Origin of the sequence: Escherichia sp. E4702, assembly GCF_963883545.1 — a bacterium.
GTDB lineage: Bacteria > Pseudomonadota > Gammaproteobacteria > Enterobacterales > Enterobacteriaceae > Escherichia.
Map to the genome: position 1 here is coordinate 142,246 of NZ_CAWORF010000003.1, position 13,686 is coordinate 155,931.

Annotated in this window: 11 protein-coding genes and 2 pseudogenes; 5 read left to right on the forward strand and 8 right to left on the reverse strand. The window is 48.6% G+C overall.

What is annotated here, in order from left to right; translation table 11 throughout:
- Position 1 precedes the first annotated feature (1 nt).
- The 8 genes from AACU94_RS01190 to AACU94_RS01225 form a co-directional block, all read right to left on the reverse strand.
- Positions 2–1,237 (reverse strand): capsule biosynthesis protein, encoded by a 1,236-nt coding sequence (locus AACU94_RS01190; protein ID WP_135488778.1) that lies wholly within the window; start codon positions 1,235–1,237, stop codon positions 2–4.
- 34 nt (positions 1,238–1,271) lie between these two features.
- Positions 1,272–3,299: a capsular polysaccharide biosynthesis protein gene (locus AACU94_RS01195; RefSeq protein ID WP_135488779.1), complete on the reverse strand. Its 2,028-nt coding sequence runs from the start codon at positions 3,297–3,299 to the stop codon at positions 1,272–1,274.
- Positions 3,296–4,036, reverse strand: coding sequence for a 3-deoxy-manno-octulosonate cytidylyltransferase (gene kdsB / locus AACU94_RS01200; protein ID WP_135488780.1), 741 nt, complete (start codon positions 4,034–4,036; stop codon positions 3,296–3,298). Before kdsB ends, AACU94_RS01195 begins: the two co-directional genes overlap by 4 nt.
- Positions 4,037–4,045: 9 nt before the next feature.
- Positions 4,046–5,722, reverse strand: a complete 1,677-nt coding sequence (locus tag AACU94_RS01205) for a polysaccharide biosynthesis/export family protein (RefSeq protein ID WP_135488781.1) — start codon at positions 5,720–5,722, stop codon at positions 4,046–4,048.
- Positions 5,723–5,745: 23 nt separating this feature from the next.
- Complete coding sequence (locus tag AACU94_RS01210) at positions 5,746–6,894, reverse strand: capsule biosynthesis protein (RefSeq protein WP_135488782.1); 1,149 nt, start codon at positions 6,892–6,894, stop codon at positions 5,746–5,748.
- A 71-nt stretch (positions 6,895–6,965) separates the two neighbouring features.
- Positions 6,966–7,949 (reverse strand): KpsF/GutQ family sugar-phosphate isomerase, encoded by a 984-nt coding sequence (locus tag AACU94_RS01215; protein WP_130258027.1) that lies wholly within the window; start codon positions 7,947–7,949, stop codon positions 6,966–6,968.
- A 723-nt stretch (positions 7,950–8,672) separates the two neighbouring features.
- Positions 8,673–9,008: a lysozyme inhibitor LprI family protein gene (locus AACU94_RS01220; protein ID WP_135488783.1), complete on the reverse strand. Its 336-nt coding sequence runs from the start codon at positions 9,006–9,008 to the stop codon at positions 8,673–8,675.
- Positions 9,005–9,496, reverse strand: a complete 492-nt coding sequence (locus AACU94_RS01225) for a hypothetical protein (RefSeq protein WP_135403995.1) — start codon at positions 9,494–9,496, stop codon at positions 9,005–9,007. Before AACU94_RS01225 ends, AACU94_RS01220 begins: the two co-directional genes overlap by 4 nt.
- A gap of 643 nt (positions 9,497–10,139) precedes the next feature.
- Here AACU94_RS01225 and tssB point away from each other — a divergent pair.
- From tssB to hcp, 5 genes and pseudogenes are all read left to right on the forward strand, one after another.
- Positions 10,140–10,637 (forward strand): type VI secretion system contractile sheath small subunit, encoded by a 498-nt coding sequence (gene tssB / locus AACU94_RS01230; RefSeq protein ID WP_135403996.1) that lies wholly within the window; start codon positions 10,140–10,142, stop codon positions 10,635–10,637.
- Between the two features lie 33 nt (positions 10,638–10,670).
- Positions 10,671–12,218, forward strand: coding sequence for a type VI secretion system contractile sheath large subunit (tssC, locus tag AACU94_RS01235; protein WP_130207939.1), 1,548 nt, complete (start codon positions 10,671–10,673; stop codon positions 12,216–12,218).
- 18 nt (positions 12,219–12,236) lie between these two features.
- A pseudogene (tssK, locus tag AACU94_RS01240) lies at positions 12,237–12,509 on the forward strand (type VI secretion system baseplate subunit TssK); the annotation flags it as partial.
- Positions 12,506–13,183: pseudogene (locus AACU94_RS01245) on the forward strand (OmpA family protein); the annotation flags it as partial. The pseudogenes tssK and AACU94_RS01245, both read left to right, overlap by 4 nt.
- 4 nt (positions 13,184–13,187) lie before the next feature.
- Entirely contained in the window at positions 13,188–13,679 is a 492-nt protein-coding gene (gene hcp, locus AACU94_RS01250; protein WP_024558534.1) for a type VI secretion system effector Hcp, read from the forward strand.
- Positions 13,680–13,686: the final 7 nt, after the last annotated feature.

Here is a 13,686-nt window from a genome sequence, read left to right on the forward strand (position 1 = left end):
TTCATACTTGACGCGTAATACTACCAAAATCCTTATCCACCTTAAAATCATGTTCAAAACATCTATCCCCATAATAAACCCCATTAACCTGTGTCTTCACCAATAAATACCCTCGAAACTTCTTAAACAGTTTCATATCCGGTTTAAAGTCGGCCTGCCAGAACTGGTGCAAATGCCCTTGATACGTCAAGCCTTTGATGTCGTACAGGGCATTGCCCATCACTTTGAGTGGTTTGTTATGAATGAGCGCAGAGATCCCCGCCGTACTGTTAATTGTCACCACTGCTTTTGCGTGGCGTAACAATTCCGGCATCGGGAGATCGTGCACATAAATGACTCGCTCACCTAAGCCATATTCCTTACTCAACCGCTTAATTAATGGTCGATAGAGTCTGTGACCACGATCCATCGGATGATGTTTGATCACCAAATAACTTTCTTTCGGCGCTTTACGCGAAAATGAGTACATGACTTCATTAATATAGTCACGCACATCGTTATAATTGCTGTGGTTGCGAATCTGGCTATCGTTATACACCTGCAAAACGGCAAGATAATAGCGCTGGTCCAGCTCATTCATTAACCTCGGCAATACCTTACGCTGTGTTACCTTGTAAAGTTGCTTGCGCCAGTACGCACGAACCCAGCAACGAGCCTCATACCAGGGGGAAAACGATTTGTGGTGGCGGTAGCGAGGAAACTCACGACGGTAATGCCAGCCCATCAGGTAATACCACATCGCATGACCTATACGTTTCATCGTTGAAGGTTTTAAGTTCTCAACGTGCGGCGCAGGCATATCTGGTAACTTACGATAAAAATCCGGATCGCGCGGTAGCGATGAATATGCGTTCACTCCGCCTTCTTCAACGGTAATAAATTGCGGGCGTAAATATCCTTCTTCAAATGCCAGAAAGCGGATCCCTTTCGACTTTGCCCAGCGTTTTGCTTCTTTGTGCAATGGGCGGCAGTCACCAAAGCAGAGGATGGTATCAAAGTCATATTGCCGGTGGAGATCTCGCAACCAACCGGGAAACTCTTTCGGCGTCTGGTAGTAAGCCAGGTATTGTCGATTGCGGCAGTAAAAACGATCCCCGCCGTTGAAGACAACATTCACAGCGTTACGGCCTAATGACTCTAACCATTCGGCGACGTCATTGAAAAAAGGTCCCATCGGTCCCTGCAAAAGCAGATATTTTTTACCCGATAATAAAATGGTTAGTGCGTTGTCTTGCATAAATAATTTGCGTAATAGTCAACTATGAAATTGTTTAGCCAAATCTGACCTTGCAGAACATAATTAATTTGCGGTAATAGCGTATGACTCGCCCCGCTTTTTTTCGGGTAATAAACATCGGCTTGCGCGGCGTCTGGATTAAATATTCCGCAGCTTCTTCAACCGTAATAGGTTGTAGCCGTGTTGGGTGGATATAGGTTGGATAAACAATCAACGCCTGATAGATCAAGTCTGCTAGCGTTAATCTGCGCTCGCGGCGCGGGCAGTGATGTTCATCAACGGTTAAACCCCAACCGGCGTAGAAGGGCAGGCCGTAACAATGAACTTGCTTGCCATGTAATAACGCTTCAAACCCGGACAATGATGTCATGGTGTGCACTTCATCTGCGCGCTGAATGCATTGAATAATATCTGCGTCCAGTGCCTGATAATCAGCTAGTTCAGCAGTCAGTTTTGCCGGAATATCGCCCTTGCGATTCCCCACTAATACATCCGGGTGCGGTTTATAAATAATGTAGGCGTGCGGATTACGCTCGCGTACTGTGCGTAATAACTCAAGGTTGCTCTTAATCGAGACAGTGCCTGTTTTAATAGATGCATCGTCCTCTACCTGACCCGGTACCAGGATGATTTTTTTACCTTTGGACTCGGCAGGCAGAGAGAAATCGGCCCCCAGGTTGTACTTGCTCAGTTTGCTTTCAACCAAGCGTTGCTGCAACTTCTCAGCCCGCATCTGCTGCGCCAGCGTTAGCTGGCTATGGTTAAGCAGCTCTTCCAGGTCGCTGGGGCGCGTGGCGTCATAGTAGATCCCGCGCTTATCCAGTACCAACGATAGCGGCGGCAACAGGTCAGAGCCAAGTCCGGATGAACGCAGAAAACCATCTTCCATTCGCCATAATGGCAGTGATTTTCGCTGCGCTTCGGCTCGCCATTGCTGTTCTCCCTTTACACCCCATACCACGCAGGCGCTCGCCGCAGTACAGCGACGTGAAAAACTCAGCCGGTTTGTTGCCGTTCGCAAGAAAGGTTTCAGGATCGCCGACTTCCACAGCGTTAAGCCTGGCGCCCATAAATAGCCATTACGCTGCTGCTGATGGCTGCGCTGTAATTGCAGCCATTGCAGTACGGTAAATAGATCGCTTGCGGCCCCCGTGAGCGGGTCGATATAGCGACAGTAACGCAGGTATGCTGCGGCAAAAAGTTCTTCCAGCGTGGCAGAACCGCGTCGAGCGGATAACAAAGCGGACTGCGGATGGCGATCGTCGGTTAAGCCCCAGCCTGCATACCAGGGCTGACCGAAACATGTCACTGGTTTTCCTGCCAGTAAGGCTTCAAAGCCGTATTGGGATGTCACGACGTAAACCCGGGAAACGTGTCGCAACAGCGACTGCGGGCTGACATTCTCGGCAATCAAACGTACTCGTTGCGTGGCGCGCAGATCAGCGAAATAACCTGTTTTCTTTCCTTCCAGGACATCCGGATGCACCTTCACCCAAATTTCGGCTTGAGGATTTTCCGTAATCGCGGCTTCCAGCATGGCGGCAAACTCATTCTGACCCGCATTACCATACGTCACTGACATATCATTAAATGTCTGATCGACAACCAGAACGATGTCTGAATGTTCTGATTCATCAGCCACAAACGCAGGCGCCAGATTATATTTCGACAAATCCCCGGTCACGATGGTGTGCATCGCTTCTCTGGCCTGGCTTATCAGAGCTGCATTTCCGGCTTTATCCTGTACCAGTTTCTCCAGCGCCGAAGGCATGCTGGCATCGTAGTAAATGCCGCAATCATCCACCACCAGAGAAAGCGGCGGCGCACCATTGACGCCAAGATCCAGCGAGCGCACAAATCCATCTTCCAGACGGATGACCGGTTTTCCCGCTGCTTTGGCGATGGCGACTGGTTTCGCCGCGCTGGGGCGATGCCCCCACACGGCGATAGCATCGACGTTTTGCGGAACAGGGCGCAGCAGAGAAAGTTTCTGGCACGGTTGCGCCAGAAATTTCTCCAGATGCGGAATACGCCAGATGCCAGGCGAGTAAATGCCAATCATGCGTTTTCAGCCAGTTCCTGTGCCATCAGGGCGCGCACTTTTTCAAGGCATGCCGGGGTGTCGACGCCCGGACCGGTTGCGGCAACCTCAAATGTGCGAATGTTGATCCCCGCGTTCATCAACCGTAGCTGCTCCAGTTCCTCGATTTGACTTAATGCCGTCCTGGGTAACTGACTGTAGTTTTGCAGCACATCGCGACGATAAGCGTAAATACCGACGTGTTTCAGGTAGCGAGCTTTTTCAGCATTACGCGGATACGGAATCGGCGAACGGCTGAAATAAAGTGCATCCTGGCGGGTATTTACCACCACTTTTACCGTGCTTGGCTCGGTCGCTTCTTCGGCAGAAATCGCGTGACATAGCGTTGCCACTGGCAACGCGGGATCGTCACGCATTCCTTGTAGCAGCGTTTCTACATCCCGCGGGCGAATCATTGGTTCATCGCCCTGCAGGTTAATGTAGATATCTGCTTCCACCGTATGCATCACCTCGACCAGCCGATCGGTGCCGGATTCATGATCGTTGCGCGTCATGATGGCTTTCCCGCCAAACGCCTGCACGGCCTGTTCAACGCGCGGGTCGTCTGTTGCCACCCAAACTTCCGCAACGCCCGCCACCTGCAACGCACGCTCGTAAACATGCTGGATCATCGGTTTGCCAACAATATCGAGCAGTGGCTTACCCGGCAGGCGCGAGGAGCCGTAGCGGGCCGGAATGACAATAACTGCTTTGCTCATCTCAATTCCTTACAAAGACAGAATCACTTTTGCACCCACCGCCAGCTGATAGAGGATGGTGGAAATACCACGGGTAACTTCAATGTTTTTCGATTCATATTTCGGCAGAACCATAATCTCATCGCCCGGCTTGAGTGAATCCACATCTTCCGCGTTGACTGCCGCACCGTTCTGACGAATGACGATAATTCTGGCGTTACCCGATTTCTGCGTCAGGCCACCGCATTTCTCGATGTAATCCTCGGTGGTCATTCCCTTCTGCCAGCTCACCGCGTTCGGGAACAGCACCTCGCCATGAACCATAACCAGCGATGTTTTCTCCGGAATATTGATGACGTCGCCATCTTCAAGCAGAACAGAATCAATATTGGACTCGTTGAGGATCACTTCACCTTTCGGAACCACGGTGCGCGCTTTCGCCACAAAGCGGCTGATCAGTTGCGCTTCCTGCATTCGCAGGCTGGCTTCTTCTTTGGTGGAGGACTGGGCGGAAAGAGATGCTTCCTCCAGCTTTTGCAGCGAGAGATTCAGCATCTCTTTCTGCCGCTGGGCCACAGATGGGCGATAAAGCTGAACCGCGTTCATCTGCGACATGCTGTTCGGGCGGACTTTTTCCAGAACCGCACGCATGGTGGAGCCATAAGGCAGCACCATGGCATGTTCGCCAGAGTGCGCGCCTTCAACCCGCACCTGAATGGTGCCGGCATAGCGGTCAGTGCTGACGATTAAGGTATCGCCATTTTGCAACATACGGCCTGGCGCTGAGCTTATCGGATAGTATTCGCTACGTTTTTGCAGTCCCTGTTTACGCATAATCGTAATGTGAGTCGCGCCAGGCTTAGGGCGCGCCCAGCTCAACGCTTCCGTTACAGGAATGCTGCTTTCGCGGAACTCAAAGTCGTAGCTGTTAAAGACATCGCCCTGAACGCTGAAAGTATGCTGACGCGGCCCGACGATGATGGTGTCACCATCGGCGAACTGCGAAAGCCCCAGTTTGCCGTTCAGCAGGAAGTCGTACAGGTTGACGTTGGAGCGCACGCGGTTACCGCGCTTGACTACAATATCAACGTAACTTCCGCGCTCTGGATCAACGCCGCCAGCCTTGATCAGATAATTGAGTAACGAATCAGACGTCACACCACCATACAGACCAGGATTACGCACAAATCCGGTCACGTACACTTTTACTGGCTGCGCCTGTAATAAGGAGGCGTAGACGTTGACGTTGGACTGGTACACTTCCTTCACTTTGGATGTGACCAGGGTATTTAACTGACTATTACTGACGCCAGCAACTTTCACCGGACCAACGTTCGGCAGGAAAATATTACCTTTGGGATCAACCTGTAACGCACCATCAAAGGTGAACGCACCCCACAAGCGAACCTGAATGCTATCGCCAGGATTCAGAATATAGTCAGGGTTGAATCCTACCGTCGCACCGCTATCCGCGCTGGTGCCGTTGAAAAGTTGAGCACCAAACATACGGCTCATTACCATCGGCGGTGCGGGCGGCGGGGTATTGTCGAAGCCGCTCATGTTTTGCGTATCCGACTTTTGTCCGCTCAGAATACCGGGCAGTGGTGCGGCTCCTGTCAGGTTTGGGTCAGCGTTAATATCAATGGCCGCGCTGGCCTGCGCCGCGTGACAGGCGGCAATCAGTAAAATTGATTTAAATAATTTCATCACAAACTCATTCAGCGACAGCGTTAATCTCGGTGATCTTCAATAACAGCCAGCAACAGTTTCAGGGTGCCGAACAGCAGGCAGCACACCAGTAACCAACAGGCGATCAAATAAGGGATGTTTGGAAAAGAGGATTCCTGCGGCAACTGTGGCGAACTGATCACAGACAGCACCTTGAGCTTACGAGCCGCTTCTACACGGGTCTTTTCAATGGAGGTCAGCGTCAGTTTGTAGAGCTCGGTGTTGAACTCTACTTTTGATTTAATTTCCTCAAAATCCACCGCCATACGGTTTAGCTTGTCACCCTGTGGCGCTGTGATTTTGCTTTTTTCTTCATCGATTTGTGCCTGCAATGACTGAATCGCATTACGTGCACTCACAACTTGCGGGGCGTCCTCGCGCAGATACGTCAGCAAGTTCCGCAGGTCCGCTTCCATCTGGATCTTCTGGCCCATCAGCGTATTCACTAACGTGCTCGCTGCCTGCGCCTGTGCCTGTGGATCCAGAACGTTGTTGTTGTCCTGATAAGAGAGCAGTTCCGCTTTGCTGGCGTCCAGACGCTGGCGTGCCTTTTCCATTTCCGTTTCCGCAAAGGCAAGCTGGTCACGCGCAATGCGATGTGACATCTCATTGATAAAGCGCTCTGACTCTTTCAGCACGGTCTGGTTAAACTTAAGCGCAAACTCCGGGCTAAAGCCCTGCGTCTGAATATTGAGCAATCCGGTTTTATCGTCATACGAAACGTTGATACGGTCCTTGTAGTACTTCAGGAAGCCTTCTGCGGTTTCATCCTTGCTAAGATGATTAAGAAAATCGAGCCCGCTGTGGCTAAACGCTTCGCGAAAATTCAGTTGCTTATCTAACGCTGCCAGCATATCTGGAGAGTTGATGTACTCTTTCAGATATAACGCATCCTCTGCGGAACTCGGGTTAGAGGCACCCAATAGCAGACCAAAATTTAAGCTGCCACTGTTTAAATCATCTGAGCGTTTAATGGCGACTTTCGACTCGCTCATATAGCGAGGCTGGCTGAAAATAGCCAGATAGATCAGCAGCACTGCCATCGGTGCCAGAATGATGATTTTCGCCAGGTGTTTTTGGATATCTGCCAGTGAGATGACAGACAAACGAGCACGCATCCAGGATACGGCAGACTTCAATTTTATCAACATGTAACGATTATCAGAGTTTCAGTGGGGCGCAAATTCAATGAGAGACTTAACTCTCGCGCCCTGTTGCTTAATTAGTCGAAAATGCGCACAAGACCAGTGACTTTGTTCGCCTTGTTGGTCACCAATAACGTCGAGACGCGGTGTTTTTGCATCTTTTCTTCCGCTTCGATGATCATGGTTTCTTCTGGCAACGTCAGCGGTTCACGCGTCATCATCTGCGCCGCCGTGGCGGATGTCAGAGAATCCTCTTTTTCCATAAAGCGACGCAGGTCACCGTCGGTGATAATGCCCGCCAGCTCGCCTTCTGCGTCTTCTACCATCACCATTCCCTGGCAACCGCTGGTGATACGTTGAATCACCGTTTTAAAGGGCGCATCCAGATGAACCGAAGGGACATCATGCTGCATGACATCCGCAACGCGGGTCAGCAGGCGACGACCTAATGAACCGCCCGGGTGATAGCGCGCAAAATCATTCGGCATAAATTTGCGTTGGTGGATCATGGCAATCGCCAATGCATCGCCGATCGCCATGGTCAGCGTGGTAGACGTTGTTGGTGCAAGATTATTCGGGCAGGTTTCATTCGCCATGTGGAGTTCCAGCACGGCATCGGCATTTTTCGCCAGCGTGGAATTTCCATTATTGGTAATGGCGATAATTCGGTTGCCGAAATTCTTCAGTGACGGGACGAGCTTGAGGATTTCATCTGTTTCGCCGCTGGCAGAAATAAGGATCAGAAGATCGTAAGGCGTAATCATGCCCAGATCGCCATGGAAAGCTTCTGCGGGATGAATAAAGAAACTCGGCGTACCCGTAGAGGCCAGAGTAGCAGACATTTTTCGACCAACATGCCCTGATTTACCCATTCCCGAAAGAATAACGTGTCCTTTACAATTAATTATCAATTCAAGAGCACGTTGGTACTGAGTGGAATCCAACTGTTTGGACAAGTTTTGTAATGCAGCACCTTGTTCTGCCAGAGTCTGGCAAACCGAGGTAATTAAATATGGATCGATAGTACTGCTCTGGTCATCAGGTAAATGTCTTTCAGACATATCAACTCCTTTGCTCGGAAATAATGCCATAGTCACAACAAACCCGAACCAACAATAAATTATTGATATTAAATCAATTGGTTATAACAAAGTGTTTTAATGAATATAAAACTATGGTCAGCCCATGTGCTTATGCAGGGCTTATCACCTTCTTATTAAGTCGCAATGTCTCGTGGAAGTGCGAAGATGCTGCAATATTACAGGCGAGAAGGGGGAACCAAATTTTGCCCACCTATTTAACACACCCCTACATTATGAACAAGGAATTTAGGATTTTTATCAATCATTAAAATGTTTCGCGATTAACTATTAAGTCGAAAAACAATTTAGTGATTGATTGTTTGCTTATAAAAAAAAGAACGTATGTCACTGTTATCAATAAATAAAACACGTCAGTAATGGCGATGATATTTTGTGATTAACTATTTAAGCTGAATATAATAAACAGGTTTACAATCCCCCTGTAAAGCAGAAGAGAATAACAAATTTTTTGCGGTGAATATTGACCAGCATGATAGTTTTGCGATTGATTATTTATGGCGATAAATATGTTTTTAAATCAAACAGGGGCGCATTTATCACCGTATATATTTTCCGTGGAAACTATTATTAAATTAAAAAATAATGATGGGGATTATCATTCGCTAACCAATAACTGTGCACACTGATAAGGAAGTGCCTCGCATGAAGGCACTTCCAACAACCAACGAGCCCACTCTGGATTCAGAGTGGTTTGTTAATCGCGTCATAAAGATGGTTCAACGTTGTTAAGCGCTTTCTGTATATTTCTCTCAGGCAGGGTTTGTCACCGCCACAACGGCGTCGTTCTGCCAGCCACTGTGCCTGTGATTCTTTTAGTTCCCCGGCGGCGCCCATTGCGTAAAGCCCGTGGAGAAATTTGTATTTAACGCTCATCTCCACATCCATGTCATTGAGGGTACGCGATGCACAAATCGCTTTTTCATCTGCACTGCGGGCCAGCCGACAGTCAAAACTGGCTGCCGTGACAGAGAAAGCAGGCAACGTAATGATGAGAAATGCCGTAAGTATATTTTTCACTGGTTGGCTCCTTCAGATCGGATAACTGGCCCAGGAGCCATGGTCAGGACTCTGTTTCTCGTCAGCCTGAATCCTGTTGCTTCCCCGGTTTTTACTGACAGTTGACATTCGTAGTGAAACGGCGTCCAGCTAATCCCCCTACGGTACTGGCCATTGCCTGTCAGTAGTGCAGGTGAGATCAGTCGCTGCATATTATGTTTTCCCTGATCGAAAATAACCTTATCTACGTCGGGGTACTGCTTCTGCAGCTCTTTTATTGCGAGCGGTCGGCAAATAAATTCGGCTACGCGCTGAGCTTCAGTCCAGTTGTTATTGACAAAATTACGGTCATTCTTCCCTTTTACCTCACGATTGATAACGCTATTCAGATGTTTTACCTGGACAGAGTTCAATGTGACGTTCGTTGCAAATGCAAATCCGGTATACATACAGGATATCGCAGTAATAACAACCAAATACTTACTAATCCGAAATACTCCATTACGCATAAGTACCTACTTTTACTGTGCAATTACAATGTCTATGTGAATATAAGTGGTGAAAATAAATAATTTGCTGCGCTGCATCAATGTTTATGCTTAATCAGAGTATTCCTGAAGGTGCTTCTGGATGCAAAAATGCAAAATTCTGATTACCTGAAATAAAAATATTAATAAGTAAATCTTCTTTCTACGGTATTTAACCTAATAGAAACTGGTTTGACTTTAAGCTGGAGCGTACAAAGAGGAAATGCCAGTGCATGGTGAATATTCACGGTTTACTATAGTGATGGATTTTATATACAAACGAATTACTTCGATATTACATCGCAAAAACACTCAGGGCTGCCGCCTGAGGATCATGAAGAATATTGTTATATAATAAGTCAGCATTTCGCACTTTGTACAATCTGGGTTAGGGTATAAAAAATAATGTAGTTACGTAATGAAAATATAATTCAGAACATGTATAAAGTCGTTTTTTAATTGCTTGATATGTCTAAAATTATTCTTGTTTTTTGGCAGATTTCTTATTGTTTTTTATATTCAATTTATTGATCTATATTGTTTTTTTGGAATTGATATTGCCCTAGTATCCGGTTAAGGAAATATTGTTGTTAATTTGACTTTAACTGAATTACGTGAGGGAACTATGAGTGACAGCTTCCAGCGGGAGATCCCGAAGGCCCGTATTAATCTAAAATTAGAACTGCATACAGGTGGCGCAAGCAAAAAAATGGAATTACCCCTTAAGTTACTTATTGCGGGTGATTTTAGTAATGGTCAGGAATCCGCGCCATTATCAGAGCGTAAAAAAGTTAATCTTAACAAAAATAACTTTGATGCAGTCCTTTTTGATTATTCGCCAAAAGTAAATCTTATCGTTAAAAATACGCTTGCTGATGACGATAGCGAAGAAAGCATCAAACTGACATTCCGCAGTATAAAGGATTTTTCCCCGGAACAAGTCTCCCGGCAAATACCACAGCTGAAGGCCATGCTTTCCATGCGTAATTTACTTCGTGATTTAAAAGCAAATCTTCTGGATAACCAGGCTTTCCGCAAAGAACTGGAAAATATTCTGCTGGACCCGGCATTAAGCGCAGAACTCAGAGCCGAACTCTCAGCCCTGGCCCCAAAACAGCCATAACGATCATGACGATTTAACGGATTAATAAGGAATATGTTGATGTCTGTAAATAATGAGAATGCCACTGCTGGCGAGAGTGTGGTCCTTGAACGTCCTGTGGCAAGTGGAGTTTATGCGTCCCTGTTTGAAAAAATTAATCTGAGTCCAGTCTCAGAGTTGAGTGCACTGGATATTTGGCAGGATGCACAGGCGATGTCGGATGCAACCGCGGATGAACGTTTAACGGCCGGGATGCAAGTGTTCCTGGAATGTCTGACTAAATCCGGCTCTAAAGTTGAAAAGCTCGACAAAAATTTGATTGACCACCATATCGCTGAACTGGATTACCAGATAAGTCGTCAACTTGATGCAGTTATGCATCACGAGGCCTTTCAGGCGGTAGAAAGCCTGTGGCGGGGCGTGAAATCGTTGGTTGATAAAACCGATTTCCGCCAGAACGTGAAAGTTGAACTGCTGGATATCTCTAAAGAAGACCTGCGTCAGGATTTTGAAGATAGCCCGGAAATTATCCAGAGTGGTTTGTACAAACACACATACATCGATGAGTATGACACGCCGGGCGGCGAGCCGATTGCCGCGCTGATTTCCTCTTACGAGTTTGATGCTTCTGCGCAGGACGTGGCGCTGATGCGTAATTTGTCAAAAGTGTCTGCTGCGGCACATATGCCTTTTATCGGTTCTGCGGGGCCGAAATTTTTCCTGAAAGAGTCAATGGAAGAGGTCGCGGCCATCAAAGATATTGGTAACTACTTTGATCGCGCCGAGTACATTAAATGGAAAAGTTTCAGGGATACGGATGACTCCCGATACATGGGGCTGGTCATGCCTCGCGTGCTGGGCCGTTTGCCGTATGGCCCGGACACAGTACCGGTACGTAGTTTTAACTATGTTGAAGAAGTAAAAGGCCCGGATCACGATAAATACCTGTGGACCAATGCCTCCTTCGCTTTTGCGGCCAACATGGTGAAAAGCTTCATCAACAACGGCTGGTGCGTGCAAATCCGTGGCCCACAGGCCGGTGGTGCAGTGCAGGACTTGCCCATTCATCTGTATGATCTCGGTACGGGTAATCAGGTCAAAATTCCGTCAGAGGTGATGATCCCGGAAACCCGCGAATTTGAGTTCGCAAATCTTGGATTTATTCCCCTGTCGTACTACAAAAACCGCGATTATGCCTGTTTCTTCTCGGCGAACTCCACGCAAAAACCTGCGCTCTACGACACTGCTGATGCCACTGCAAATAGCCGCATCAATGCGCGTTTGCCGTACATCTTCCTGCTGTCGCGAATCGCTCATTACCTGAAGCTGATTCAACGGGAAAACATTGGTACAACCAAGGATCGTCGTCTGCTGGAACTGGAGCTTAATACCTGGGTTCGTGGTCTTGTGACAGAAATGACCGATCCGGGCGATGACTTGCAGGCTTCTCACCCGCTGCGTGACGCGAAAGTGCTGGTGGAAGATATCGGGGATAACCCAGGCTTCTTCCGCGTGAAACTCTTTGCTATCCCCCACTTCCAGGTGGAAGGGATGGACATCAACCTATCACTGGTTTCCCAGATGCCAAAAGCCAAGTCGTAAGGCGAGGGGAAATCAAGGATGAAAATTTTTCGCCCACTTTGGGAGGACGGGGCTGCGCTGGCCCCGCAACAGTTCCAGCAGCAGGCCCGCTGGAATGCGCACATTGCCGATACCGTTGCAAGGATGGGGATTTCCCATCCCTGGGGCGTGGTGAATGCTGAATTTGACACCGCCGCCCTGGCGCTGTCACGGCTAAATGCTACCCGTCTGGTAGTACGTTTCCAGGATGGCACGATTGTTGATACCGACCTGGCGGATAATCTTCCTCCGGTTTGTGATTTATCCGTCGCAATGTCGGCGACCACCTTGCCTTATACCACCATCTTACTGACACACCGGCAGAACCTAAACTCCAGGCCCAACAGCGTCTGCGCGCTGATGGTGCACTGCTGGATGACTGGCATCGTCGCGGTGAGCCTGTGCGTTATCGCCTCGGACTGTATCAGGGACTGCGTCTTGTACCTGTTATTGAAGCCGTCATGGATGACCTGGCACCACCGTCGTTCTCTTCACCTGTTATCCAAAAAATCGTCCCGGGGCAGAAGATTATCCGCCTCGACAGTATGTCGCTATTTGATTCCGGCAAATCGGTGCTGAAGGCCGGGTCCACCAAAATGTTGGTTAATTCACTGGTGGGAGCCAGAGCAAAACCGGGCTGGTTGATTGTGGTCGCTGGCCACACGGATAACACCGGGAACGCACAACTAAACCAGACGCTTTCTCAGCAACGTGTCGAAGCGGTGCGCGGCTGGATGCATGAAACCGGTGACGTACCGGAAAGCTGTTTTGCGGTACAGGGCTATGGCGAAAGCCGTCCGATCGCAACCAATGACACCCCGGAGGGCCGTGCGGTCAACCGCCGTGTCGAAATCAGTCTGGTACCGCAGGCTAATGCCTGTCAGATACCTGGACACACCCTGGCGTCATCGCAGGATGATGGCGCATCACAACATAATGGAGAGTAATTCCATGGCAATACCTGTTTATCTTTGGCTGAAGGACGATGGCGGCGCGGACATCAAAGGGTCTGTTGACGTTCAGGATCGTGAAGGCAGCATCGAAGTCGTGGCTCAGGAACACAACCTGTACATCCCGACTGATAACAACACAGGCAAACTGACCGGCACCCGTATCCATACCCCGTTCCTGTTCACCAAGGAAATCGACTCCTCCAGCCCGTACTTGTACAAGGCAGTGACCACCGGTCAGACCCTCAAGTCTGCCGAATTCAAGTGGTACAAAATCAACGACGCAGGCCAGGAAGTGGAGTACTTCAACACCAAACTTGAGAACGTGAAAGTGGTGAAGGTGAATCCTGAAATGTATGACATCAAGGATCCTTCTAAAGAGAAGCACAACCACCTTGAGCGCATTGAACTGCGTTACGAAAAAATCACCTGGACCTACAAAGACGGCAACATCATTCATTCCGATTCCTGGAACGAACGCGCCACCGCCTAAGCCACGA

What these genes read in the sequence shown, in the direction of transcription:
- AACU94_RS01205 (WP_135488781.1), bottom strand. Translation starts at nt 5,722, where the DNA reads ATGAAATTATTTAAATCAATTTTACTGATTGCCGCCTGTCACGCGGCG.
- hcp (WP_024558534.1), top strand. Translation starts at nt 13,188, where the DNA reads ATGGCAATACCTGTTTATCTTTGGCTGAAGGACGATGGCGGCGCGGAC.
- AACU94_RS01195 (WP_135488779.1), bottom strand. Translation starts at nt 3,299, where the DNA reads ATGATTGGCATTTACTCGCCTGGCATCTGGCGTATTCCGCATCTGGAG.
- tssC (WP_130207939.1), top strand. Translation starts at nt 10,671, where the DNA reads ATGTTGATGTCTGTAAATAATGAGAATGCCACTGCTGGCGAGAGTGTG.
- tssB (WP_135403996.1), top strand. Translation starts at nt 10,140, where the DNA reads ATGAGTGACAGCTTCCAGCGGGAGATCCCGAAGGCCCGTATTAATCTA.
- AACU94_RS01225 (WP_135403995.1), bottom strand. Translation starts at nt 9,496, where the DNA reads ATGCGTAATGGAGTATTTCGGATTAGTAAGTATTTGGTTGTTATTACT.
- AACU94_RS01190 (WP_135488778.1), bottom strand. Translation starts at nt 1,237, where the DNA reads ATGCAAGACAACGCACTAACCATTTTATTATCGGGTAAAAAATATCTG.
- AACU94_RS01215 (WP_130258027.1), bottom strand. Translation starts at nt 7,949, where the DNA reads ATGTCTGAAAGACATTTACCTGATGACCAGAGCAGTACTATCGATCCA.
- AACU94_RS01210 (WP_135488782.1), bottom strand. Translation starts at nt 6,894, where the DNA reads ATGTTGATAAAATTGAAGTCTGCCGTATCCTGGATGCGTGCTCGTTTG.
- kdsB (WP_135488780.1), bottom strand. Translation starts at nt 4,036, where the DNA reads ATGAGCAAAGCAGTTATTGTCATTCCGGCCCGCTACGGCTCCTCGCGC.